The organism is Providencia sp. SP181, assembly GCF_050446505.1.
In the GTDB taxonomy this organism is placed as follows: Bacteria; Pseudomonadota; Gammaproteobacteria; order Enterobacterales; family Enterobacteriaceae; genus Providencia; species Providencia vermicola.
The window spans coordinates 22,582-46,965 of sequence record NZ_JBBPXM010000019.1; the positions used below are offsets into that span (position 1 = coordinate 22,582).

At 41.1% G+C, this 24,384-nt stretch carries 23 protein-coding genes and 2 pseudogenes; 8 read left to right on the plus strand and 17 right to left on the minus strand.

Going from position 1 to position 24,384, the window contains the following annotated elements; translation table 11 throughout:
• Positions 1-71 precede the first annotated feature (71 nt).
• From umuC to AABS66_RS19800, 9 genes are all read right to left on the minus strand, one after another.
• Positions 72-1,340 (minus strand): translesion error-prone DNA polymerase V subunit UmuC, encoded by a 1,269-nt coding sequence (gene umuC / locus AABS66_RS19760; protein ID WP_430225359.1) that lies wholly within the window; start codon positions 1,338-1,340, stop codon positions 72-74.
• 5 nt (positions 1,341-1,345) lie between these two features.
• Positions 1,346-1,729, minus strand: a complete 384-nt coding sequence (gene umuD / locus AABS66_RS19765) for a translesion error-prone DNA polymerase V autoproteolytic subunit (protein ID WP_430225360.1) — start codon at positions 1,727-1,729, stop codon at positions 1,346-1,348.
• An 83-nt stretch (positions 1,730-1,812) separates the two neighbouring features.
• On the minus strand, positions 1,813-2,166 hold the full coding sequence (locus AABS66_RS19770) for a hypothetical protein (protein WP_166697163.1): 354 nt from the start codon (positions 2,164-2,166) through the stop codon (positions 1,813-1,815).
• Positions 2,163-2,603, minus strand: a complete 441-nt coding sequence (locus tag AABS66_RS19775; RefSeq protein ID WP_430225361.1) for a hypothetical protein — start codon at positions 2,601-2,603, stop codon at positions 2,163-2,165. The genes AABS66_RS19770 and AABS66_RS19775 overlap by 4 nt, the downstream gene beginning before the upstream one ends.
• Positions 2,600-3,628 carry a ParB/RepB/Spo0J family partition protein gene (locus tag AABS66_RS19780; protein WP_430225363.1) on the minus strand — a complete coding sequence of 343 codons (1,029 nt, stop codon included), beginning with the start codon at positions 3,626-3,628 and terminating at the stop codon, positions 2,600-2,602. The genes AABS66_RS19775 and AABS66_RS19780 overlap by 4 nt, the downstream gene beginning before the upstream one ends.
• A 5-nt stretch (positions 3,629-3,633) precedes the next feature.
• Entirely contained in the window at positions 3,634-4,497 is an 864-nt protein-coding gene (locus AABS66_RS19785; protein WP_430225364.1) for a ParA family protein, read from the minus strand.
• Positions 4,498-4,764: 267 nt separating this feature from the next.
• Entirely contained in the window at positions 4,765-5,589 is an 825-nt protein-coding gene (locus AABS66_RS19790; RefSeq protein ID WP_430225365.1) for an HNH endonuclease, read from the minus strand.
• A gap of 385 nt (positions 5,590-5,974) precedes the next feature.
• Positions 5,975-6,997, minus strand: coding sequence for a DNA helicase UvrD (locus tag AABS66_RS19795; protein WP_430225366.1), 1,023 nt, complete (start codon positions 6,995-6,997; stop codon positions 5,975-5,977).
• Positions 6,982-8,547: an ATP-dependent nuclease gene (locus tag AABS66_RS19800; RefSeq protein ID WP_430225367.1), complete on the minus strand. Its 1,566-nt coding sequence runs from the start codon at positions 8,545-8,547 to the stop codon at positions 6,982-6,984. The genes AABS66_RS19795 and AABS66_RS19800 overlap by 16 nt, the downstream gene beginning before the upstream one ends.
• Before the next feature lie 411 nt (positions 8,548-8,958).
• Here AABS66_RS19800 and AABS66_RS19805 point away from each other — a divergent pair, with 411 nt between their 5' ends.
• Positions 8,959-9,588, plus strand: coding sequence for a recombinase family protein (locus AABS66_RS19805; protein ID WP_430225368.1), 630 nt, complete (start codon positions 8,959-8,961; stop codon positions 9,586-9,588).
• 752 nt (positions 9,589-10,340) lie between these two features.
• Here the strand turns inward: AABS66_RS19805 and AABS66_RS19810 are convergent.
• From AABS66_RS19810 to AABS66_RS19825, 4 genes are read right to left on the minus strand one after another with little or no spacing between them, the layout of a single operon-like run.
• Positions 10,341-11,030 (minus strand): hypothetical protein, encoded by a 690-nt coding sequence (locus tag AABS66_RS19810; protein WP_430225369.1) that lies wholly within the window; start codon positions 11,028-11,030, stop codon positions 10,341-10,343.
• The gene (afaD, locus tag AABS66_RS19815) at positions 11,027-11,503 is read right to left on the minus strand and encodes an AfaD family invasin (protein WP_430225370.1); all 477 of its coding nucleotides are present in this window, start codon (positions 11,501-11,503) and stop codon (positions 11,027-11,029) included. The genes AABS66_RS19810 and afaD overlap by 4 nt, the downstream gene beginning before the upstream one ends.
• A gap of 13 nt (positions 11,504-11,516) precedes the next feature.
• Positions 11,517-14,012 (minus strand): fimbria/pilus outer membrane usher protein, encoded by a 2,496-nt coding sequence (locus tag AABS66_RS19820; RefSeq protein WP_430225371.1) that lies wholly within the window; start codon positions 14,010-14,012, stop codon positions 11,517-11,519.
• 38 nt (positions 14,013-14,050) lie between these two features.
• A complete protein-coding gene (locus AABS66_RS19825) occupies positions 14,051-14,743 on the minus strand; it encodes a fimbria/pilus periplasmic chaperone (protein WP_430225372.1) in 693 nt (230 codons plus the stop codon).
• Positions 14,744-16,051: 1,308 nt separating this feature from the next.
• Here AABS66_RS19825 and AABS66_RS19830 point away from each other — a divergent pair.
• Positions 16,052-16,749, plus strand: a protein-coding gene (locus AABS66_RS19830) for an IS1 family transposase (RefSeq protein WP_430225373.1) whose coding sequence is annotated in 2 segments (ribosomal slippage) — positions 16,052-16,301 and positions 16,301-16,749 — 699 coding nt in all. Because the reading frame shifts where the segments join, the coding sequence is not laid out codon by codon here.
• A 62-nt stretch (positions 16,750-16,811) separates the two neighbouring features.
• On the opposite strand, the gene AABS66_RS19835 is transcribed toward AABS66_RS19830, so the two are convergent.
• Entirely contained in the window at positions 16,812-17,756 is a 945-nt protein-coding gene (locus tag AABS66_RS19835) for a nucleotidyl transferase AbiEii/AbiGii toxin family protein (RefSeq protein ID WP_430225374.1), read from the minus strand.
• Entirely contained in the window at positions 17,749-18,540 is a 792-nt protein-coding gene (locus AABS66_RS19840; RefSeq protein WP_430225375.1) for a type IV toxin-antitoxin system AbiEi family antitoxin, read from the minus strand. Before AABS66_RS19840 ends, AABS66_RS19835 begins: the two co-directional genes overlap by 8 nt.
• Before the next feature lie 702 nt (positions 18,541-19,242).
• Between AABS66_RS19840 and AABS66_RS19845 the strand changes: the two genes are divergently transcribed.
• From AABS66_RS19845 to AABS66_RS19855, 3 genes are read left to right on the plus strand one after another with little or no spacing between them, the layout of a single operon-like run.
• Positions 19,243-20,082, plus strand: a complete 840-nt coding sequence (locus AABS66_RS19845; RefSeq protein ID WP_430225376.1) for a formylglycine-generating enzyme family protein — start codon at positions 19,243-19,245, stop codon at positions 20,080-20,082.
• The gene (locus tag AABS66_RS19850) at positions 20,079-20,612 is read left to right on the plus strand and encodes a carbapenem self-resistance protein CarG family protein (protein WP_430225377.1); all 534 of its coding nucleotides are present in this window, start codon (positions 20,079-20,081) and stop codon (positions 20,610-20,612) included. The genes AABS66_RS19845 and AABS66_RS19850 overlap by 4 nt, the downstream gene beginning before the upstream one ends.
• Positions 20,609-20,932, plus strand: coding sequence for a hypothetical protein (locus AABS66_RS19855; RefSeq protein ID WP_430225378.1), 324 nt, complete (start codon positions 20,609-20,611; stop codon positions 20,930-20,932). Before AABS66_RS19850 ends, AABS66_RS19855 begins: the two co-directional genes overlap by 4 nt.
• An 81-nt stretch (positions 20,933-21,013) precedes the next feature.
• Here AABS66_RS19855 and AABS66_RS19860 read toward each other — a convergent pair.
• A pseudogene (locus tag AABS66_RS19860) lies at positions 21,014-21,157 on the minus strand (IS6 family transposase); the annotation flags it as partial.
• Positions 21,158-21,224: 67 nt separating this feature from the next.
• On the opposite strand from AABS66_RS19860, the pseudogene AABS66_RS19865 reads away from it, so the two are divergent.
• Positions 21,225-21,479 (plus strand): annotated as a pseudogene (locus tag AABS66_RS19865) (Tn3 family transposase); the annotation flags it as partial.
• A gap of 332 nt (positions 21,480-21,811) precedes the next feature.
• On the opposite strand, the gene AABS66_RS19870 reads toward AABS66_RS19865, so the two are convergent.
• Positions 21,812-22,420 carry a short chain dehydrogenase gene (locus tag AABS66_RS19870; protein ID WP_430225379.1) on the minus strand — a complete coding sequence of 203 codons (609 nt, stop codon included), beginning with the start codon at positions 22,418-22,420 and terminating at the stop codon, positions 21,812-21,814.
• Positions 22,421-22,517: 97 nt separating this feature from the next.
• Here AABS66_RS19870 and AABS66_RS19875 point away from each other — a divergent pair, with 97 nt between their 5' ends.
• A complete protein-coding gene (locus AABS66_RS19875) occupies positions 22,518-23,093 on the plus strand; it encodes a LysR family transcriptional regulator (protein ID WP_430225380.1) in 576 nt (191 codons plus the stop codon).
• Between the two features lie 62 nt (positions 23,094-23,155).
• Positions 23,156-24,355 carry an IS91 family transposase gene (locus tag AABS66_RS19880; protein WP_430225381.1) on the plus strand — a complete coding sequence of 400 codons (1,200 nt, stop codon included), beginning with the start codon at positions 23,156-23,158 and terminating at the stop codon, positions 24,353-24,355.
• Positions 24,356-24,384: the final 29 nt, after the last annotated feature.

Genomic DNA, 24,384 nt, shown 5'->3' on the forward strand with positions numbered 1-24,384 from the left:
TTTAGTGGGGATAATTACTGTAATTGTCTGATTAACCAATCAAACAATTGACTGGGTGTTTTTTAATCACACTAACACTTCGCAATGGGAATATCTGAAAATTTTGTTGTCCATCGAGGAGAGAGAAATTGCTGTTTCATTTTCCATAACGCAGATTGCGCTTGAATCCCCTGGCCTGCAAACCAGATAGTGCCTTTTCCTCGATTAATTTGGTCAATCGTCTGCATCAGTTCACCACTTTTACGAAAACGATGGCCGCTTTCAAACAAATTCAGTTGCACTTGCCCAGAAGGGGAAAACTCACTGAGCAAGATACCGCTTTTACTGTATTTCACATTGGGGAGCCAAAGTCGCTCAAACAAAGACACTACCGCCTGGATAATATCGCGCGTATCTTGTGTGGGATAAATGAGGGCTTGGGTTTCTTGTCGATAATAATGTGGCTCATGATGGGAAAAATGGCTACTCTGCACCCACAATGTCACTAACCGACAATATTGTTTTTCTTCACGCAATTTTTCTGCTGCACGTTCGGCAAACGCGCACACCGATTGGCGTACTAACTCATAGTCCATGACTTTATGGCCAAACGAACGAGAGCAAATAATTTGTTGCTTGGCGGGCGCAATTTCTTCCAGCTGAAGACAGGATTCCCCGTTGAGCTCCCGCACCGTTCGCTCTAAAACGACGGAATACAGTTTACGTGCCTGGGACGTTGGCAGCCGACTTAAATCCAAGGCAGTTTCAATCCCACTTTGATTTAAGCGCTTTGCCAGTTTTCGTCCTATCCCCCAAACCTCATCAACTGGCACGAGTGCCATGAGTTTTTTTTGACGGCAGGGCGAACTTAAATCGACAACACCACCCGTTTTTTTCCATGTTTTGGCGGCGTGATTCGCCAACTTAGCTAACGTTTTGGTACTGGATATCCCCACACCCACAGGTAAGTGAGCACACCGGAATACATCCTCTTTTAATTTATGACCAAGTTCATGCCAGGAATACAACGCATCCATGCCTGTCAGGTTACAAAAACTCTCGTCAATACTGTAAACCTCAATTTGAGGCACGATTTGAGCAACCACAGCCATAAATCGGTTACTAAAATCGGCATATAGCGGGTAATTCGAAGAAAAAACAACTACTTGCTTTTGTTTGATAATCGACTTTATTTCAAAATAAGGGGCTCCCATACGGATATAGGGTTTCGCTTCAGCTGAACGCGCAATGACGCACCCATCGTTATTCGAAAGGCAAATAATTGGCTTTCCTTTTAAATCGGGCCTAAACACAGATTCACAGGAGGTGTACATGGAATTAACATCGATGAGCGCAAACATGTTATTTACCGACAGGTATGCACGGCATAACGAACGACACCGAAAATTTGCACGTCAGTATCGTCATTGATGGGAATAGCGGGAAATTGGCTGTTAGCGGGAGTAAGCGCTTTAGTTGGTGTGATTTGCAGGTACTTACAGGTAAATTCACCGTTGTATTCAGCCACGACAATCTCCCCATGACGGGCAGTAAGATGGCTTTCGACTACCAAGAGATCTCCGTCAAAAATCCCCGCATCCTTCATCGAATCCCCTGAAGCACGAAGAAAATAGGTACTCTCTGGATAGCGAATAAGCTCTGCATCAAGCGATAAACGACGCTCAACGTGGTCTTGAGCTGGACTAGGGAAGCCACAGGCGATTTTACTTTCAAAAATGGGAATTTGCATAGCACACCAAGTACTGTATAAATACACAGCATAAATATACTGTGTATTTTGAGAGTACGCAAATAAATTGCTAATTAAGGAGGTTATTTCGCATGCGAAATATAATCAGTATTTCTTTTATATAAATTTAGTACATCAGAAGTTAGCTTATAATGCTGCTTTGCCCATCGACCAAATATATTATCTTCAATGTACTCACGGTTACTTATATCAACATTATCTCTATAGTAATATATTAAGATAATACCTTGTCCTTTTAGATAGTTAGCAACATGAGTAATATTGGTTCTTATGTAACCAGTTTCAGATTGGAAATAATCGAGATCTATACCATTAGTTCCATTATCAATAGCATCAAGTAGGTAAGCTACCAACATGGAGGCAATTGAACGGCGACCCGAAGAGGTAATTATTATTTCTAGTTCCGAAAATTTCATTTTCTTTTTTTATTCCTTCTGAAATTTGCATCTTCCTCTATAGCAGCCACAATCCATCCAGCTGCGATATCTTCATTTATTTGTTGAGGTAGATAACTTAACATCTCAGCTAGATTCTTCTTTTTATACAATTTTTGAAATAAGGAAGCCATTCCGCACCACTCTACATGATTACAAGGCTGCCACCCATTTGTTAATAATAATAGGAGGGCACTTTGAGCAGCCCAAAGCGGAGTGTTTGATGGATTCGTCTTTGACCAATGAATTAATGCTGTACCTGGTATAGGCTTTGACCTTTCAACAAGCTCAAATTCGATAGCCTTTTGGCATAAGATTCTCGATTTCTCTGTCGCATTACCCGATGTTTTTAGTGACCAGATTTTAATGATTTGGCCACGAAATTCTGTGGCCATCGCTGAAAAAGGCGTATCTATCATTTGATTTGAACTAAACCCTTTACTTTTAATTTATCAACGCCGATTGAATCAATCCTATTTTCATATTCCACCCAAACAACACCATCACTGTCAGGTTTTTTATCTGTAACAATGGTGCCTACCTTATTATCAAACTCAACTTGAACGTACCAAGTACCTGTTAGATTTGAATTAACATTTAAAGTAGAGTTTCGCTCTGTATTTATTTTATTTAAAGATTTCGCATGCGAAATCTTTTCTTTACCTCTATTTTTTATTTTACTTAATTCATCTTTTGCTTCATTACGCGAAACACCATTTTTTCTTGCTTTTTCAACAAGTTTTTCAGCAATTTCTGGGTTAATTTCATTTATCTGAGTAAGTGTATATGCTAAGTCCACATCTAAAGTTACTTTATCTTTTAGTAATGTGGTAACACTTTCAGGAGCACTTATTAATTTTAAATGTTTACTTACAAATGATGTGGGTTTACCTACAGTTTTTGCTATTTCTTCTCCAGTCATTCCATGAACTGTTTTAAGCTCATTAAATGCTACTGCTGTTGCTAAAGGTTTAAGGCCGGATTGTTGTAGGTTTTCTATCAGCTGACCAATAATTCGAAGTTTATCGTTTTTTGGTGGAGAGCCGACATAAATATCGATAAAGCCATCTCCTCTTTTTTTTGCTGTTCGCCAACGTGTTTCTCCCATCCAAATTCTATAACCATTCCTATCTTTTGGATAACAACGCGGTGGGGTTAATATCCCTACAGTGTTAAATGTATCAGCCATTCCCTCTATTACGGAATCATCAAAATCTTCCTCTGGACGAACTTGACTCTCTGCATAAACTTCATCTATTGGAACTCTAATTATTTGCCCTTCAGTTTCTAATTCAGGGCGGGCAATATCAGTCATAATTTGGTGAGCAGCAATATCTCTGACTTCCTCATTAGGTGACTTTGTTTCAATAACTTTGTTAATTGCCTCGGTTGCCGATTTACGATTTTGATCACGTAGCCGACTTAAAAATTGTTTTTTAGCCATTTAATTTATCCTACCTGTTTTACAATTCGTTTTGCTAATTCTTCATATTGAATTGCTGGCTTAGATTTGGGCTCATATTCTTTAAATGTCATACCTAATTCTATAGCTTCTTTTGCTGTTGCTTGAGCAAAAGAAATGTAAGCTAAGATATAATCTTGGGTATAACCTTTATCTTCGAGTATTTCGACTAGCATATTAAGGTTATGAGTATCCACAGCCCCCAAGTAACCCTCAAAAAGTGGTTTTGAATAATTCGCAACTGTAGCTTGAGTCACATAGGTTCCCAAAAATTGTAGTGATGGATTATAGTTTTTCTTTATTTTTTGCATGTAATTTAATTGCTTAGCTACAGCATTTCGAGATTGTTTTTCTAGTAAGGTTGGAATTAATAAATAATCCGCTGCCATATGACTTGCTACCATTACATTTGAATATGAAGGAGCTGAGTCTATGAAAATAAAATCATATTTCTCCTTCAATTCTAATATACGATCTCGGAAATCAAACATACAATCTGAGTGTCTATAGTTAACCTCATTAAGTTCGCTAGTTGTTCCTATGAAGTCACGACCATCATTTAGAGTTATCGGTTTAATGTCAGTATTAGAAAAAAACAATTGGTAGGTATTAGCCTCTCCAGGGGTGAATTCATGTTTTAATGGTTCTTTTTCAATTTCCAATGGAAGTTCATTCGGAAAGGTACGTTCTGTTAACCCTGTAGTCCAATCAGCATCAATCTCTAGGACTGAATAACCCATTTTTTGCAAGTTGAAAGATATTTCATTAGTAGATTGAGACTTTACTACACCACCTTTCTGGCTGCACACTACTATAAGCTTGCCAAGTTTTTTTTCTGTTTTGAGTTCCATATTAGAATCCTTAGTATTTCGCATGCGAAATGTTGAGAAAGGTGTGGTGTGACAAGAATATACTTATATTAAAATCAGTTTTCATATCCACTCCTATGAGTCAGGCGTTTCGCCTAAAAAGACACAACGTCATGTGTCTTTGATAGATATGAATCTAAATTCATATCTTGGGGGGATTATATCAGAAATTCATTACATATCAATATTGATATGTAATGAATTTCGCATGCGAAATAATATACACTCCAATATGTATTTTCTTTCATATCACTCTAAAAAATAACAATATTTTTTAAAGAAACTCACTTTTGCATGACTGTCATTATTCTCATTTACAACATTATTTTGATTATTGCTTTCTTCAATTTGGTCGCAGACTTCATGTTTTCGTCGGAAATCTTGAATATAAACATCTACGTCTACATCTACATCTACATTATTTGATACAAAAACGCCTTCATTCTCTAACCAAGACAAATCTAATTTCCATTTAACTCGAGACCGAGCATCCCATGTTTCAAATGATTCTTCTATATAAAAAGATGCCGCTTCTAAAGACCAACCATTAACTATAGATAAATGAGCAGTGGCTTCTTCAAGCTTTCCTCTTAATTCGGAAAAGCCAATATGTTTTACTTCATGACAGGAAGGGTAGAGAGAGGTTAAACCAATTAATGTTTGAATCTGGTTTTCATCATCATATTGCCATATTTCATGACACTCAACAGGCCACTTAGCCCCTTTACCGCCGCATACTTGGCAACTCCATTTAGCTTGCTTTGCCGTTTTTTTTCTAAGTGAATCCCATTGATTAACGGTAACAGCATTACGAACATTATCAAACCAACAGCTTCTAGGAACTAGTTCTATTGTTAACTTAGGGGGGTAAAAGCTTCGTATAGCATTTCCTTCAAGAATATCAAATATCCCTCGCTTGCTATATTGTGTATAGATCTCCGCCACACCTTCTCTTATACACTGATTTTCAAGCCATTGTTCAGAATAATTGTTCCTTATTTTGCGTACTGCAAATCTAAGCACTTTCTCGTGGGGTAATGGAATTGCTTTTTCAATATCTGGTAATAATTTCATCCAACACCATTTCTTATAACAATATTGATACTCTACGCCAAATACAGAGTAATGATTTCGCATGCGAAATAGTATGAAAGATCGTTTTAAGTTATTAAAGGATTTTCTATATATCAATAAAGTATAACTATATGATAGCCATATCCTAGTTATCGAATTACATATCATTTGAATGATTTTTTTCATTTAAACGATACACTATCATTTAAGTCACAATGGAAAACTCTTGAATAAAGTGTTGGATGAGTTTTGACACTATTAGGTGTTATTTTAGGGGAAGTGGACAAGAACATAATCAATTCTGACAGTCTGCTTTGAGCGAAATGCGGACACGTTCTATGTAAACCCACGGAGCACCGGTTAGGCACCTTACTGTATTCTTGGTTTAACATTTGTACTCGTCTAACAAACGTTGTGAGACAAAATACACATTACCTTTAGCTCTTGTGCAAGCTACGTATAGCTTATTTAGCGTCGATGGTGCCAAAGTAGACAATCGGTTTTTTGTATAGGCTGTGAATGTGGTCGGGTTTAGAACTATGCAAATGTCAGCGAAATCATCCAAGCCTTTTGTATTTCCCCAATTGTCAGTCCTTCCAACGTACTTGTAGCTTTCTTTAAAAAACAATTTAACGATGGAATCGTCGGAGAATAACCTCTTAATATGTCCAGTATCGTCAATTAGGGCAATATTGACCTCATCTTGCCGATGGGAGCTTATTGTGATGCCAATTTGCTCGGTAACAAATCTGCAAACTGTAGGGCTACATCTATAGCTATGGGAGAGTGTATCTGAGTCGATTGTGTATCCTGAATCTTTGAGCTTGGTAAGATATGCTTCATAGTGGCTATGTAGGTTTTTTTGAATATTACCATCTCTGCTAGTATCAAAAGTATGTTGGAAAAAGTCACCTACGAATAATACCTCTACATCCATTTTCGACAACTGACAAAGTAAATTAAAATCATTGGCCGCGAAATCTTGAACTTCATCTACACAGAAGAAATCAAAATACTTTTCAATACGCTCAGAAATGTCAGACACACCATCACAATCCATCATCATCTTCGCAATACGGTTATGGTAAAGCCGGCCTCCTTGACTGACATAATGTTCATGAGTGTTGCGTTTCGCAAATCTAGGCGGATCACTATAACTAACCCCCTTTATCTTCATGTCGTTACCAACAATTGGTCGCACGCAGAACGATATCAGGAATGAAAAATAAGTGTAAACACGTACACCTTTAGGCATTATTCCAAATTTATTTAGAATACGTTTCTTTAGATTAGTAGTATTATTTACAGTGTAAGTAACAATCAGCGCACGACTATTTATGTCCAATTTATCAATTATATGTTGTGTTTTGCCTGATCCTGCAACTGCTAGTACTACTCGCTTATCCATTCAACGGCCTCTTTAATGTATGGAGGTACAGCGACTTCATTCGCCTTCTCCTCAAGTAACCTAAGTGCTGCAGTAGTTTTGTTATTCAACATATACTGTTGCGGTGTTAATTGTATCCCCCTGCCTGAAAATAAGTCGTCGCAGATTTCTTTATTATCTTGATACATGCATATTTCAAAAGTTGTTCTTGTGTTATCTGTGTCTGAACACACAGTTATGCAATCTGCCTGATAATCATGATAATTATCTATACAGTTTTTTTGATAGTCACTGTCGTTATCACGGATCACCGCGGTCCTAATATTCAATAACTCAGAAACTTCCATATATCGTTTAAAGCTAGTACCACCGACTGAGATGATATGAACTCCATCCTCGCTTGGTGGATGGCCTTTAGTTCGCTCGTATAAGCACTCCATCAGAATATATTCTGCATCACCCTCAACAAGAATTACTTTTTCAGAAAGGACATGCTCTAAGATGTTATGATTAGGGGCTTTCGCAAAAAACTTAGCTGTATCCCTCGTAAGGTCTGTCAAGGTAGCTGGTCTGGTTGCTGCACTATTCAGTAAAATCGTCTTTCTTAAATCTAATCTAGAGCTAATTAGACTGCTATGGGTTGCAATTATAACCTGATTATCATGAGACTTCTCTACCTGACTAATTAACTTATACATGTTAGTGTGGCTGAGGTGGTTCTCAGGTTCTTCTAGTAACAAGACATCAATTCTCTTGCCTTCATCACGTTTTCTCAATGCAAACGCAGTTTTTATAAAGCACTGCTTTCCTTTACCTCGATTTTCAATAGGAATGCCTTCCTCTGTTAGGGTTAGGTCAGTTTCCAAATTGAACTTTGAGCCTGAGCGAATAGCAAAATCGTATCCTTCTAAATTATCATTAATCACATTTAGTTGAGTATCCCTGAAGGCATTTTTTTGCTGTCTATATTCATTCATTAGACTGTAACGGACAGGTTGCTCTACAGTGGCTTCATACATGGCTTTTACATACTGACTGTTTGCGTACTCGTTGTTAATTTGAGTGCTATCAATAGATAAAAAGCGCAAAAATTTCCGATAATTCGAGTATACGTCCCCATTGAATGTAATAAACTTGGCAACGTAAAATTCGAATGGAAAGTTATCACCTTTAGCATCCAAAACTTGCCGTATCTCTGTGCTTAACTCTTCGTTCGGCTCACAGATCAATTGAAGCCCGTCAGCATATGTTCCATCACTATTGTTTCTACCGTTGAGGTCTGGGTTATCTGCTTCGTTCAGAAATAATTCAATATGAAGACTCGGAAGGCGGTCTATATTCTTTTCACCCGCAAGAAACTCTGAAACAACACTGGCATTAAGCAAAGCTTCAATACCCAAGCTCTCTACTTTGCTTCTACTGCCACTCAATACAAGTTCAATAGCTGTCAATATAGTGCTCTTTCCTGCTTCATTATCCCCAACCAGAATGTTTCTTTTGGGATCAAAATAAATCTCATACTCCCGAAATTTCTTAAAGTTTTTTATTTTTGCCTTCAAAATATGCGTCATTATAGTGTTCGCCTAACGATGGAAATTATTAGTTAGAATATTATATAGACTTCATAGTGATAAGAATGCTGTTGCAATCACGAGTTACAACTTTGAAAGGGATAAAGATGAGTCAACATGTAAGGATTTCTTACCTGTTGCTAACACGTTTTGAGGTATAACTGCTCCCCCCGTTGAACAACACTGATGGTTGTTAACTACTTCCGCTCATGGCACAAACCTGCCACCTAGTAATATTATTGTTTTTCACCTCTCTAGGGAAAGTCTATTTCATAATACATCTCAGATATGCAATAACTCACAGGTGTAATTTAGGTATACCTTTATTGCACCAAGTGAATTTTAGTGTAATAAACATGAGAAATTGATGTATAATGCACCGATATAACAACACCAATGTATAGTGCACTAATGAATACAAATACACGAATTTATGGGTATCTTCGCGCATCGACGCATGAACAAGATGCGTCTAGAGCAAAAAATGAACTGTTGAAATTTACAGAGGGAATGGGACTACAAATTGCCTGCTGGTTTGAAGAGAATGAATCGGGAGCCCAACTTCACCGCCCAGAACTGTTTCGCTTACTCAATGTGGCAATGCCTGGTGATATTGTTTTAGTTGAACAGGTGGATAGAATCAGTCGCTTAAATACGGATGACTGGGAAAAACTCAAATATCTCATTGGACATAAAGGGTTAAAGGTTGTTTCTTTAGATCTCCCAACCAGTTACCAATTTATGAATCGCACCGATGAGTTTACAGAACGAATGCTTGCAGCCCTTAATAGTATGATGTTAGACATGCTGGCAGCGATTGCAAGAAAGGATTATGAGGATAGACGTCGTCGCCAAGCGCAAGGAGTACAAAAAGCCAAACAAGAAGGAAAATATAAAGGTCGCCCGATCAACAAAATATTACACCAAAAAATTGAAGGTCTGCTGATGGAGGGAAAAAGTTATAGCCAGATAGAAAACTTGATAGGTTGCTCAAGGCATACGATTTCGAAAGTATCAAAATTGATGAAAGTAGCGAAATAAAATCAAACTATTACTCTTTTGAAAGCCTTGGCATCACAGAGCTACGAGCAAACTTTGGACATTTCGATGAAACGTCCCCTAATTTCAGCTTCTATTCGGGAAGCCATTTTTTTTCTTTGCCGGCCTGTGGTGTTGCAATGTTTGTTGTTTTTGTTGTCAAAAGCGTCTCCTGTCATATTAAATGCCATCATGGCAGTAAGGTGGGAAAATTATGTACCGGGAGGTCGGTGATAATAGGGCTACGGTAGGAAACCGTGTGTCATGCGGGGTGAATAAATAACAAATAAATTTACGCAACGCTGATTTTTTAGTCAGTGCCGTGTAAATTTTAACAGTAATCGGGAGAGGATATTTGCTGGGCACAAATACCCTTCTCCTTCGGTTGTTTCATTATTCGGTCACTCACTCCTCACTAAAGACTGTGCATCATAACGCAGAATTCAGGCTTTTTGGTAAAAAATAGCATATCTAAGTGATAAACAATTCAGCAGACTGGCTTTACATTTCATTCCATAATCGGGGGGCTGTTTTTGCGTGAAACATTCATCACTGTTGATCAAAAAATAGCCCTGGCGATTATTTGCAACAACCCCTTATTTTTAGTGTTAAAAATGTCATTTTATCGCTTTATCCGGTTTATTTTTGATTATAAAGCGAAGAGTACTTACACAAACATGCGAAACGTCGTCCAAAAAGCACCATCGCATCCCGCGATGGTGCTCACTCACATCATCCTAACGCATCACTCGACCCTATCGCTGCCAAACCACCGCATCCATCGACACCGGATAACTGTCTGGCGCAATAGTTTGCTCACCTTGAGTTTCTAGTGTCGCATTTATGGTTGACTGACCGATTTTCACTGGCACAAACCACGGGGCATTCTCTTTCCCGCTAGTTAAGTAATCACCAGTATCAACCACTTGCAATTTTAACTTGTTTCCACCTTTCCCGGTGGTTTCATAAAACTGAGCACTCTGATTATTTGAGCTATTACTAATCACCCCAGTTCCCGGCGTCCAACGGTAAGCCACATCCCCTGCACTCGCCGTAAACACCGCATCCGCCACAACAGTGGCATGAGGGTATTTCCCCGCCAATAGCCCTTTTTTTGGTGTAATAACCGCCGTCGCGGTTCCCGTCGCCTCAAACACGATATCCGCTTTCGCCGTCACAATACTCGATACCGGGCCGGCTGCTTGAGCTGTTCCAACTATCCCCATGAGTGACCCTGCCACCAAGGCCAATACCGTTTTTTGCATTGCTTTTTTCATATTACTGACTCTTTTTATCTTAAGTGTATCGACCAGCTTGTGTTGGCCGTCTTGATACCCTTCCCCTGTCCGCCACCGCGACCAGAAGAACGGATTACCGGGCGTTCTCTTTCGCACCGTTAATAACCGCATTCCCGTGCTATCACCCCACCGGAATGCCATATTCACTTGTCATCCAACGCCAGTGCCGAGACCGGCGTCCGCGTCACCGCCTGTAACCCCAAGTGCCACCGCGCAGAAGGCACCGTTTGGTCACCGTCCACCTCCACCCGAAACGTCACGTGACTCGCCTCACTCAGGCGAATTATCCCTCGACCTTGCATCTCATCCGCTTGCCAACCTTCTCCCACTAAACGCACGCGTAATCGATATCCCGTATTGTTCGGTGAGGTTAAGGTGTATATTGCTGGCGCGTCTTGCACCGCGGCGTCACTCCAAACATGAAATTCCACGGCACCAGAAAGGTCGGTATCTCGGACCTTTCCGTACGCTAACACCGTCCCATCACTCACCGTCCCCGCCTGCAGCCCCTCTCGAACCTGCAGCGTCAGTTGTGGACTGGCTACCGCCTGTATCGCGATACCCAGCGCCCCCAACATCACCACCATCGTGATGAATACCGTGCGACGTTTTATTTTCATCCCCTTGCCCCTTTTACTGACAGACTTGGTGTAAGGTATACAGCCCTCCGGCCCCTTTTTCGGTCGGCAAATGATACGTCACTCGGCATTGCCCTTGCCCCCACTTCACCGTCATCGTCCCTGTTTCTGGGACGCCCGACAGGTAAACCTGCCCCTCATCCCCCACTATCCCGGTGCGCACCTGCGATGTTTCCAATGTCGCAATTGCCCCATACGGCACCGCACGCCCATCGGACCGCGTTAACGTCATTAACACTCGCCCCCCTAACCGTGTTTCAAAGTTCGCGGGAATGACCGCCCCATAGGTCGGAACCACCTTCAAGTCGGTTTGAAGAATGTCCGCTTCCGAAGACAAATCCGCAGGGTTCAAGGTCACCGCGTTTTCTTGGTAGGGCATCACATACCCTAACGTGGTATACCCACGCCAATCCGTTTTAACCCCTGGCCACCCGCCCACAGAGACTCCCGAAGCCCCCGGGGCTGACACCAACGCAACCGTGTCACCGAGTGACTGACCAAACGTTACACCGTTTTCATGTACCACTATCCCGCCAGAAGCATCCGCTCCCATTTGTGTCACGTTCCGTTGATAGCTGTAACTGCCCCCTAACTGACCGTATCCACCACTCCACGCAACACGCAGCGCACTGTTATCTCGTGAATCAGCAGGCACACCTGACTGGTAGCGTTGCCGAACATCCCAATACAATTGACGGTCAAACGCCCGCCCATTTAATCCAACTTCATGGGTATCTGCCCCGTCTGACGGTATTACCCAGCGGTAAGTTATGTTCGACGACTCCCCTAACCACCCCGTTAACGGCACACTGAGCCACACACTGACCACCCGGTCGTTGCGGTGATGACCGCGGTATGTCGTCTGGATACTCTGTGACAGATTCGTCGAGACTGTCATGTCATCAAGCACCACACTGTAGCCGGCACTCACACTGTCTTGATGCCCAGACCTATCCCAAAACGTGTCCCGAGCTCCCGTTAATGTGAGATGTCCGTAATCCCCTAACGCTTGACTCAGCGTCAATGACGTCCGGTTTTGGCGACGCGCATTCTGCCAACCCTCATCCGAGGTCCCTTTTCGCCAGGTGTCTAAAATGTCTGACAGCGTGTTATATTCCCGAGAGGCATGCTGGTAACTGGCCAACGCGAATGTTGTGCGGGTTGATGCCACCTCTTTGTTATAACGAACCCGCCAACTCCACCCTTTTTCAGTTGCCCCGCGGTAGCGAGTGCCCTGCGATTGAGTGGCATCAAACGAAAGTGCGCCCCAGTCTCCTAATGTCGTTCCGACCCCCACCGTGCCCGCGCGATAGTGTGAGGACAGTTGCCCCCCTAAGTACGCCGTTAAATTCCACGGCAAGCCATACATCGCTGTCGATTGGTATACCATGGTCTTGTCAACCGCGTTATCGGCTGGCCGATATTGCCCTGCCATCGCACTGTATTGTAAATACCCTTCTCGTAATGCAATCGCTGGGGTTTGGTAAGGCACGGTGAACGTTTGTTGACTACCATCCGTTTCATGCACCGTAACGTGCAAATCCCCGTTTGACCCCATCGGCACCAAATCGGTTAACGCAAACGGGCCCGGTGCCACCAATCCGTCATACAACGTATATCCGCTTTGCGTGACCTCTATTCTCGCTTGCGTCTGTGCTATCCCTCGGACAACGGGGGCATACGAATAAGCCCCACTCGGCACCATCCGCTCATCGGAATTGAGCATCACCCCTCGGAACGGAACGCTGTCAAATACCTCACTCGGCGTATTTCGCTCTCCAAGCGTCAAGCGACTTTTCATCCCCGATAAGCCTCGCTCCGCATATGTATAAAGGGACTGCCACTGCCCAGAGCGGTTCGATGATTTTTGCCATGTCGTCGCATGGCGAAACCGCCACGCCCCTAAATTAATGCCCGGTTGTAATTGCACATAGGACGATGCCATCTGGTGTTTTTGCCCTGCTCCGTCAAACTCCGTTCGGCTGGTGTTGGCTTGCCAATTCAGCAACAAGGCAGGGATACCCTCATTCCATAATGTTTCTGGGGCAACACCCTGTAAGCGAGGACGTAGCGCGGCTTGAGGAATTTGTAAGTGCAAGGCTAACGTATTAAAGTCCAGTGCCACACGACCTTGAGGGATAACCGAAATATCCGCACATCCGTCCTCGGTGGTGCTCAGTGTGGGGTAATCCTCCACCCGAATGCCATACTCTGACAGTTGTGCAACACGAAGACAGGGCGCTAATGTTGGGTTACCGTCCGCCGATTTCACCGTGGTAAATTCCACTTCTCGCATATCAACGCGTTCACCGTTAAGTAAAATATCAACCTCATACACCCCTGGAAGTTGCCCTCCTTGCTCAAAGACACTGAGGTCAATATCCTGGTAATTTCGGTCGAGTAAGGTTGAATCAAAGGTGTGTGCCCACCCCTCGACACTCCCTAGCCAGCATCCTAAACCGACGGCTAACGCTAACCGTGAATAATTCATCTTCTGTTCATCCCAGCACAAACTGATAAGTAACCTTGTTATTGAAGCGTGGCCTGATATTCCCGGCTATCACCGCCATAATCGGTAATGACTTTCCACCGAACCGTTCCGAAAGCCCCCGCGGGGTATTCCCATTCCTGCGTACCGTTTGGAGGAAGGTAGTTCACCCCTAGCACACTATTACTTCCCACATTGATTTCCCTAAAATGGACAAAAAACGGGGTTGCGTTACTCGCTTTTAACATGCCGCCTTCACGTGACCAGGTGATCGAATCTCCGATGTGCTCGGCTTGCCCCGCTAAAGCAGTAGGTCTGACCATCAATTTAATGCAGTTATTCACTCGCACCCGAATATCTAGCGTGGCATTGTTGACGGTTCCGCCATTCCCCTCACTGGCGGCATTCGGCGGTACCCCCGTCACACACAACCAATACAGGGCTTCTTTATCCTCGGGAAAAGCGGTCCCTGTTGACACAATTCGAACCCGACTTTGCTGAAGTCCGTCAAGGCGAAATAGCGGCGGGGTCACAATAAAGGGGGCTTTACCTTGCTTATCTTCCGTGTAGACTTGCGATTGCACCAATATCGGAAAATCCTGAGGATTTATAACGGTCAATGTCGCCCCTGACGAGTCTGGGGTGTAAATTAATCGGGTCGCGCCTAGTTTAACGCCGAATGTTTTTGCGGTTGACGGCAGACGAGGGGATTCATGCAGGGCTCCGCCTGGCAAAGACTGGGCGCTCCCCCCCTGAGCCAACAACAAGGAACCGCCGACGAGGGCTGCTTTTAAATAATTCATGACGTTCATCCTTTGCAAGAAAAGGCTGTGTATAAAAAGAAAAATAAAAGTGCGAGATAAATGATGGTAATGGTGTTAATCAATATAACCACAACTAAAGCCTCTCGATTAATGCGGGGACTTTTCTTTATACCATGCTGTGACTAATTCAATAAAACATCGTGAATCGGTATATTTAAGACATAAAAAATGAAGTAAGGTTTTCATATTAAAGTACGTCACCCCACGCTCATAACGAGAAATTTGTTGCTGGCTTAAATTCATTAATTTAACCAATTTTTTTACTGATAAATCATTATTATGGTGCTGCCGTTTTAAATAATCCCTAATTAATCTCAACAGAAAGGAATATTGATTTATATATCGGTCATAACCGCTGGGCATGCCTCATCCCATAGACTGTAGATGATATTGGAATAACCACATAAAAAAGGAAATACAATAAAAGCGTGAGTTAATATCGAATTATCACACCTTGACGGTATGCAAATATAATGACTCGCTCCGCCATCATCTAATCGTTTTTTTCGATCGAAAATAACACTTCGATAGATAAGGACTATCAAAACCAATCATTTGATCATCATTATCTATAACAAAGGCAGTTGAATGAATTTAAGTTATTGATAAATAGTGCGATAAAATAAATTCGTAAAAAGTGTAAAAAACAAACCATTATCCTTAACGATGAGAGATGACAGCAGTGATACCATTGCCTAAAAACACTTATTTAGGGTATATAACCCATCAAAAAAAAATAATAAGCCAAAGATAAAACAAATGAGATAAATAAAATATATCAATTACTATCCAAATAACCATTTGGTGACACAAATCGAGTTATTTTAATATTTTTTGTGCGTTTTTTGTCATAAAACTTACATGAGGCTAAAATAGTGACAAATAAAAAACAAATCTCACGTAAATAAAAAATCTCATCAAGTTTAAAAGGCGAGTGACAAATTAAAAATAACGTTGATAAAAGAAATAAGGCGCGGTTGACAGTTTAAGAGACAGAAGCGAGGGTCATGTATTCAATCCGGTGAACAACCTGTAATAGGTCAAGTATCCAATATGTTGATTGGCCTATTCCTAAGCTGATTTAGATAGTAAGTAAAACCAATGAATTCCGCGTACTGAACGTTAGTTTTCTATAGAAATATTATGGATGATAAACATAGTGATCTCTATATTGAATACATGACCCTGTAATATAAGGTAATTTACCGGAGAATATTCATGGCTAAAGTCGATGTAAAGTGCCCATTTTGTCAACAAACTTCCCCAGTGAAAAAACATGGATTAGGAAGTACTGGCCATCAACGTTATCGTTGCCAAGGCTGTAGCCGAAGTTTCCAATTGGATTATGAATATCGCGCCTGCCAACCTGGAACAAAGGATAAAATTATTGACCTCACGATGAATAATGCCGGTATTCGTGATACCGCCAGAGCCTTACATATCAGTATTAATGCAGTTGTTCGCACTTTAAAAAACTCTTGCCACGGCAGGTAACGTCTTTACGCCTTGATAATTTGCACATTGAACTCCTTTGCGAAGTTGATGAACAGTGGTCTTTTGTGGCTAATAAGAAGCAACAACGCTGGCTCTGGTATGCTTGGGAGCCTCGCCTAAAACGGATTATTGCGCATACGTTTGGTCGTCGAAACAAGAGAACTCTTCGACATTTACTGGCTTTACTGTCTCGGTTTAATGTGGTTTTTTGGTGCACAGATAAGTTCAGTGCTTATGAAATATTGCCCAAACAAAAACACGTAGCAAGTAAGTTTTGTACACAACGAATAGAAAGAGAAAATTTGAACTTGAGAAATCGCTTAAAGCGACTTAATCGTAAGACATTAGGCTACTCAAAGTCAGCAGAAATGCACGACAAGATCATTGGCACATTTATTGAACGCGAACATTACCTATTATGATAATCTACATATTGAATACACGACCCTCTGAGCTCTCTTGCTTCTAGGTCTCGTTTCGTTTGTTACAATTTTTGTTTATCAGACAAATAAATCCACCTATCAAGCACCACCTCTAATTTAGACAGTTGCTCTGTATATTTGTCCTGATTTTTAGCTAATTGCGCGATATTTTGTAATTTCCAACGTATTGCTGGCAACCCTTCAGCACTAGGATAATCAAATAGCGCCCAATCAGGTTTTCCTTGCTTAAAAGATAACAAAAATGCGCGATCTTTTTCGGTGAAATGAGCCTGTAATGCGCTCATCATTGCAGGTCTTACCGCAATCAAATCTTCAAGCTCAATATTGACCAAAGTCATGCCATCAAATTCTGTTTGAAATTTCTCATCAAGCGGCTTCCAGTTAGGATCCATAACCTCATTGATCGGCCTTGGATGACTTAATACATAAGTCAAAAAACCAACAAAAATATCTCGAGATATCCCCTCCTCTGCAAGTAACATACTAACATCAAACAAATCACGAGGATGTTGACGATCCATTGCAGCGCATAACTTACCGCCATAAAGGTCAGGGAGGCTAACTACTTGAATTTCTGCATAGCCAAATTCATCTTCAACTGACGGTTGCACGGATAAAATACTCGGTTGATGTAGCGTTCCTCTAGCAACAGGAGATACCTCAACCTTTATTGTGCCACCAGGGCTAGTAACAATAATACGAAGCTCATCGATTTTATGGTCTTGTAATACAGCCCGAGTCTCAGCTTGAGTATTAATTAACTCAGTGAGTCGTAGAAGCGCGGCTTTAACATTTGCTAACGCATCATTTCTGGGCTCTAATGGAAGATAGGCAAGATCAATATCTACTGATAAACGAGGAAAATCCCTCACAAATAAATTTATAGCCGTGCCGCCTTTAAGTGCAAATGTTGGCTCTGTTGCAATGATGGGCAACATTTTAATAAGCAGTGAAACTTGCTTATAGTAAGGGCTGTCTCTATCCATTTTTTTGTTCTTCCTGTTTTGCATTCAGTGATTCAGGCACGGTGATTTGATAACGCTCATCAAACCGACCATTATCTACGACCTGGCGCTTTCCTGAACCTAATTCGATGTTTGTTTCATTAAGGCGTTGTGCCCACTGATGTCCACAGTGATGGCTAAGAAACAAGAATATTCGATTAGTTTGAATGGCATGGCTTCGCTCAAGTAAGGATTGCACCCTTTTAGGACTAAGGTTTACGAGCCCTTGGAAAAGCTCTGCTGCATGCTCAAACGATATTTGCTTACCAATGGCATCAACAACTTCATAAGCAGCAAGTTCGGGACGGCTGGCTAGCAACTCTTTTCCTTTAACAGTAATGAGTTTCAAATCTATATCAGGGGCTAATTGAAATTTAGAATTACCACAATAAAACCAATCTTGATTAGGAAACTCACGAAACCATTTGGGTAATGATTGCTTGCTTTTCACGCTAACCCAAACTTGTTCTTTTCTTAGCTGTAAATAATGACTCAATCCTTGATAATTTAAGCTACTTAATCCCGCCAAATGAACAGGGAGACATAACTGAATATCCATTGCTTGCAAAGCATCAACCCAATCTGGCTTGGTGCCATCTTTTCCATCTGCCCGAAAGTAAACACCTGAAGATAACTTTTTCAACCAGCCACTTTGCGTATACTTTTGAGCTAAGGAATAGCTTATACCATTCTTAGTCAGCCATTGCTGTAAAACAATCGAGCCAGGAGATGTATGAGTAATCAGCCAGTTTATTTTAGATGACATTTTTACACCCTAAGTATGAATATGATATAAATAGCAAACCCATGGTTTATTATTTATAATATAATAACACCTTTAGTGTTAAAATACACAAAAATATAAACTCACTGACATAGTTTAATTTTTATTGGGGTTCTACGCCGGAACCGCCGAAATTTCCGAAATCAGTTTTTCAATGCCCTTTGGGGTTTGAAGGCCAACCGTACGGAAACATACGTTAAGGAAGTAATTATATGATTTTAAGTCTATAAAGTAGTTATGTTGTCGAATAGACTTACTTTGAGTTGATTACCGAGTGTATTAACGTCGAAAGTGCCTGAAACAGAATGGGTACTTGCATCAATGAAAAGAGTAAATAAAACCCTCGTTTTCTTTACTCGCCCTAACTGCTCAAAAAATACACTTAGCGTCAGTTTCGTACAGTTGGGCTTCAGACACCACTTATAAGATTTTACTTAATTATAAGCTATAAATCTCTACATTTTTATTAGGCCATTACATTATGGCAAAACTGGTTTTAACGATACAAAAAATAACAGCCCATAAAACTCCCGCATATATAGTATATATCCATTATAAGAATATTCATTTTAACGACGATTAAGCTATAAGATTAGCTATTCCCTACCCTTAGTTTTTATCACTTGTTCTAAACGATTTTATCTTTACAATAATTGTCATTCCTTACATGAGAAAAAATTTATTATGAAACCGTCAATTGCTATCATATTTTATTTTTTATTACAACCAGCATATGCGTCTCTTAATTCAATAAAGGAAATATATATCCAAAAGGGTAATTATTATGTCGGCCCTGTTTTTGGTGTTCATGATTATAAATCTCATACCAATGTTGAATTAAGTAGCTATTATATTATGAACACGGAAGTAACTTATCAAGTTTATAGCGACACGGTTCAATGGGCTAGAACGCATGGTTATGCCATTAATGATGGATGCAATGGAGCGATTTATGATGAATGCCGCTCACCCGAATTGGAAGTTGGGGAGCAGCCTGTTACAAACATTGGATGGGCTGATACTATTGTTTTTGCTAATGCATTAAGTGAAAAATTAGGATTAACTCCGGCCTATACCGTAGATGGATACTCGATTTTACGTGATAATTCACAGCATAAATTCCAAGTAAATAATGACGCTGATGGCTATCGATTGCCGACAGCTAATGAATGGATGGTGGCAGCAAGAGGCGGTGACACTGGTCTAAATAATGGCACATACGGTAATTATTATTCAGGAAGTAATAATGCTGAAGAGGTTGCTTGGTTTCCCTCACCAGATTCAGATAAATTTGGTACTGCCCCAGTAGGAAAGTTGAAGGCTAATGCTCTTGGCATTTTTGATATGAGCGGCAATGTTTATGAATGGATATATGAAAAAGAAACTATGTTAGGCGCTGAAATGTATTATTTTTGCGGAGGAAGTTATTTACAACAAGGTTCTCTACCTAGTTGTGATATTCATAGTGCGGGTTTTACTATGCCCGACATAGGATTTAGATTAGTAAGGACGGCGGCTAAATGAAGTTATTTTTTATTATACCTTATTTAATGTTTATGAGTTTTTTGAGTCATGGATATTCTGCGATAAAATTAAATGATGGAATTAATTATTTAACTCTCAAAGATGATAATGCAACGATTATTATTTTTTCGGCTATATTTAACAATAATACTTCACACTCTAATCACACAGTTACCTTTTTTGTTAAAAACAATAATAATTGGTCAATTATTCCATCACCTGATGATAATGGATTTATTTGGAGTGACTTTATCTTGTCTGCTTCGGGGATTAAAATTGCTAATTTCAGACTATATAAAAATAAAGACCAATATTATATAGTTAAAGGAGTTAAAGTTACAAGTCACAGTCATGAAGATCTAACAGATTCAACGAAAGTAAACTTTACTGGCTATAAATTATCGACTAATCAGTCAGACCCTGGTGTTTCTAATTATTTCTGGTTATTTTTAGGGAGTTATATTACCAATGATACATACATTGATATTGATGATGCCTTTAATTTTTTAGATATGAGATTTTTTAAATGAGATTGTTAATTATTTTTTTAATCCCTGTAATTGGCTTTTTTTCTTATTCAAATGAAAATAATGATTATTATCATGAAATTCAGAATTTTTTTGATAATCAAAGTTTATGTATTGGCCCATTGGAATGGCCTGTTATTATAATGGCGGGGCAAGACGATTGGATTAATACTCAAATGGTACCTTTGGTGGACGCTAAATTAGCGATATTCAAAATTGAAAATAACAAAAAAATTTGGAGTTTGAGCGATAAAGGGAAAAAAGAATTTATTATCAATAAAGGTTTTTGTGGTCATGTATTTAATCTGGTGAGTAACCTGTAATATAGGGTAATTTATCGGAGAATATTCATGGCTAAAGTTGATGTAAGGTGCCCATTTTGTCAACAAACTCCCTCAGTGAAAAAACATGGTCGTGTGATCAACTCTAACACCACGCTCAGCGAGCATTTCCTGAAGCTCTCGATAACTGATACCGTATTTACAGTACCAACGCACAGCCCAAAGGATGATAATCCCGGTGAAATGACGACCTTTAAATGAATTCACAAAATAAGCCTTAGTAACGAAATAGTTAATTTAGCATACCTGCTACCTAAACTTTGCAACAGTGCCGGATCAGTTGGGTGCGCTAGGGTTGGTGACCAATGCAGTTGTTCTCTGGAATACCATCTACATGCAAGCTGCGCTAGATCATTTGCGCAATGAAGGTGAAACCATCAATGAAGAGGAAGAAGCCAGGCTTTCGCCACTGAGACATGCGCATATAAACATGCTGGGGCACTACTCCTTCACGCTTGCAGAGCTGGTAACAAAAGGTCAACTTAGACCACTGAAGCAAGCGGAAGAAAATGATGAATGGCCACTGTGACGGTCATATTTGAGTGAAGCCATAATTAGCAGTTGTATAAAAAACGTACTTAGCGTACGATCTCGTACGGTTGGGCTTCAGACCCCTAAAACACCCTATGAAGTGTTAAAAAATAAGCTTGGTCTTTAAGACTAAACGTCAGCCAAGGTTCTGAGTGACACATTTCGCGGGAACGCTAGAAAAAAGGGAAAGAAGGACTGAAGCTGCGTACTGAAAACAGTCGTTAGCATCACTTAGAAATTCATTTAGTCCCCAACGCATATAGCCTGAATCCGGAGTTATGCTCCCACTCAGGCTATAACAGTTACGCTGAATAACAGACCGACTGGCAGTTAGGCATCGACAAAGAGAACTTTACCGTTGATAAATCCGTCAACAGAACGCTGGAACGCTTTTCCGACCAGTTTGCCCGGAACTGGCTGGAACCCTGGCAGCATAGGGCCGTAAACATCCCAGGCTTCTTCCAGTACAGTTGGGTTCACTACATTGATACGGATCCCGCGGGGTAATTCGTTAGCCACACACTGTACAAATGTATCGATAGCACCGCTGGTTGTCGCGTCAGCAATAGAGCCGGGGATAGGTTTCACATTATGAATGCCGGAAATTAAAGTGAATGAGCCGCGGTCGTTGATGTACTCAAGGCCTATTTTAACGACATTGATCTGACCCAGCATTTTGCTCTGGACAGTGAGCTCCCACTGCTCAGCCGTCATATCGACAAAATTGGCATACTCGCAGTGGCCAACTGCGTTAACAACAGCGTCAAAGACGCCGACGTTTTTGAAAAGCGCTCTCAAGGATTCATGACTGGTAATATCTACCTGATAGTCCGTATCTTTTCCTGAGCGACTGGCGGTAATCACTTTGTGATCGCCCAAGCCGGTTAGCGCCGCTTTGCCCATTTTCCCCTGAGCACCAATCAGAATTACAGTTTTCATTATTTACCTCGGATATGTTTATGAAAGACAGGAGAAATCATATATGGGTTATGATACAATTTAAATAAAGCAATAATTGTATGAGGTACAACTAAAATTGGATTGTATTGATATCAAACACATGCGTGTATTTTTACTGCTGGTTAAAGAACTCAATGTCTCAAGGGTAGCTTTAAAACTGGATATCTCTCAGCAGGCGGTCAGTGCATATCTTAAAAGACTCAGAACCTATTTCGGCACCGAGCTGTTTGTACGCAGGAATGCAGGACTCGAGGCGACCGACTATGCCCTTTCTCTTGTGCCTAAAGTAGAAAAAATTCTGGATGAGGTTAGCCAGCTTCATTCACCTCAGGTATTTGATCCGAATCTTCAGGATTTCAGCATCTGCATAATGGCAAACGAATATGCTCAGCTTACTATTATCCCATCCTTATTGAATACACTACATATGCTGGCACCGCGTGCCAGCATTGAAATCAAAGACTTCAATGCTAGTCACCACGTTGAATGTCTTAATTCCGGTGATGTCGATCTGGTGCTGGGTTTTTCGAGTCATATTGATGCCGGACTGATACGCAAAAACATCCGGCGAGAAGAGTACTGCTGTGTGGTCAGATACGGCTCAGCTATTCCTGGAAAACTTGAAATGAACATAAGCACGCCTTTGGCGTGAGCATCGCGACAGAGCCGCTCTATTTCTAGGCAACTCCCTTCTCGTCTTTTATACTCTGCTCCATGTATATTCCCAGACCCGCTAAACTGCTATTTCAATACGACAACGGATGGAACCGCTTTATTGATAACAACCCCGTCGATGAATGGCAACTCCTCTGTGTCGAAAAGATGCTCGCCTGCAGCACCTGTGCGATGGGCGTTCGCCGTTATTGCTGTTCTTCTCCTGAATGCACCCATTCACGCTTCTTTTGTCAAACCTGTAAATCCAAAGCTTGCTGTGCCTGTGGCCTCAAAGGCACCGAACAATGGATTGCCCAACAACGGCATATTTTGCCAGATTGCGAGTGGCAACACATCACCCTTACGATGCCTCACCTGCTTTGGCCTTTCTTTAACAACAACTGGGCCTTACTTAATCAACTTTTTCGCTGCGCCACTCGTGCTATGCTGAAACACGCCAAGCGCCTAGGCCTCGAAATTGGCATTTTTTGTGCCTTGCATACCTATGGTCGCCAACTCAATCAACATCCACACATTCATTTATCGGTGACACGAGGCGGTCTTACTCAATATGACACCTGGAAACCGATTTTCTTTAAAAAGAAAGACGTCGAAAAAGTCTGGCGCAGCGCGGTCATTCGGCTCCTTCGAGATAGCTATTTTCAGCTACAGCCCAACACATTACCGAGCTTCGGGCATATTCGGGATTATCCGACCTGGTGCCGTTACCTCAATGTCCAGTTTCAACGTTATTGGAAAGTGCATTTTGCCAAAAAGACACGAGGCGCTTGGCACAACGCGAAATATCTGGGACGATACCTAAAACGTCCACCCATCTCGGCTTCTCAGTTGAAACACTACAGCGGGGGCACCGTGATCCATCATTATTATGATCACCATAGCCAACAATACCGACGACAAACCTTAACCCAAGAAGAAATGATACAGCGTTATATCAGTCATATCCCAGCGCGGCATTTTAAGATGATCCGCTATTACGGTTTTTTAGCCAATCGCAAACGTGGGCGCTTATTACCCAAAGTCTATGACGCGTTAGATATGATCCATCCTAATGTTCCAGAAAAACCGGGGTTTGCGGCACTGATTAAAGGATTTTTAAATACTGACCCGTACCAATGTATTTTATGCGGAAACCGACTGCGGTTTATGAGTGCGGAAAAAGGCATACATGCCGTCACTTTATTATCAGAAAGACGGGATAAAATGGCTCAAAAACGATGGTTACAAACTGCAGCCTAGGATCAGTGTGCCTATAATTAGGCTTTTAG

What these genes read in the sequence shown, in the direction of transcription:
- umuC (WP_430225359.1), bottom strand. Translation starts at nt 1,340, where the DNA reads ATGTTTGCGCTCATCGATGTTAATTCCATGTACACCTCCTGTGAATCT.
- umuD (WP_430225360.1), bottom strand. Translation starts at nt 1,729, where the DNA reads ATGCAAATTCCCATTTTTGAAAGTAAAATCGCCTGTGGCTTCCCTAGT.
- AABS66_RS19770 (WP_166697163.1), bottom strand. Translation starts at nt 2,166, where the DNA reads ATGAAATTTTCGGAACTAGAAATAATAATTACCTCTTCGGGTCGCCGT.
- AABS66_RS19775 (WP_430225361.1), bottom strand. Translation starts at nt 2,603, where the DNA reads ATGATAGATACGCCTTTTTCAGCGATGGCCACAGAATTTCGTGGCCAA.
- AABS66_RS19780 (WP_430225363.1), bottom strand. Translation starts at nt 3,628, where the DNA reads ATGGCTAAAAAACAATTTTTAAGTCGGCTACGTGATCAAAATCGTAAA.
- AABS66_RS19785 (WP_430225364.1), bottom strand. Translation starts at nt 4,497, where the DNA reads ATGGAACTCAAAACAGAAAAAAAACTTGGCAAGCTTATAGTAGTGTGC.
- AABS66_RS19790 (WP_430225365.1), bottom strand. Translation starts at nt 5,589, where the DNA reads ATGAAATTATTACCAGATATTGAAAAAGCAATTCCATTACCCCACGAG.
- AABS66_RS19795 (WP_430225366.1), bottom strand. Translation starts at nt 6,997, where the DNA reads ATGGATAAGCGAGTAGTACTAGCAGTTGCAGGATCAGGCAAAACACAA.
- AABS66_RS19800 (WP_430225367.1), bottom strand. Translation starts at nt 8,547, where the DNA reads ATGACGCATATTTTGAAGGCAAAAATAAAAAACTTTAAGAAATTTCGG.
- AABS66_RS19805 (WP_430225368.1), top strand. Translation starts at nt 8,959, where the DNA reads ATGAATACAAATACACGAATTTATGGGTATCTTCGCGCATCGACGCAT.
- afaD (WP_430225370.1), bottom strand. Translation starts at nt 11,503, where the DNA reads ATGAAAATAAAACGTCGCACGGTATTCATCACGATGGTGGTGATGTTG.
- AABS66_RS19820 (WP_430225371.1), bottom strand. Translation starts at nt 14,012, where the DNA reads ATGAATTATTCACGGTTAGCGTTAGCCGTCGGTTTAGGATGCTGGCTA.
- AABS66_RS19835 (WP_430225374.1), bottom strand. Translation starts at nt 17,756, where the DNA reads ATGGATAGAGACAGCCCTTACTATAAGCAAGTTTCACTGCTTATTAAA.
- AABS66_RS19840 (WP_430225375.1), bottom strand. Translation starts at nt 18,540, where the DNA reads ATGTCATCTAAAATAAACTGGCTGATTACTCATACATCTCCTGGCTCG.
- AABS66_RS19845 (WP_430225376.1), top strand. Translation starts at nt 19,243, where the DNA reads ATGAAACCGTCAATTGCTATCATATTTTATTTTTTATTACAACCAGCA.
- AABS66_RS19850 (WP_430225377.1), top strand. Translation starts at nt 20,079, where the DNA reads ATGAAGTTATTTTTTATTATACCTTATTTAATGTTTATGAGTTTTTTG.
- AABS66_RS19855 (WP_430225378.1), top strand. Translation starts at nt 20,609, where the DNA reads ATGAGATTGTTAATTATTTTTTTAATCCCTGTAATTGGCTTTTTTTCT.
- AABS66_RS19870 (WP_430225379.1), bottom strand. Translation starts at nt 22,420, where the DNA reads ATGAAAACTGTAATTCTGATTGGTGCTCAGGGGAAAATGGGCAAAGCG.
- AABS66_RS19880 (WP_430225381.1), top strand. Translation starts at nt 23,156, where the DNA reads ATGTATATTCCCAGACCCGCTAAACTGCTATTTCAATACGACAACGGA.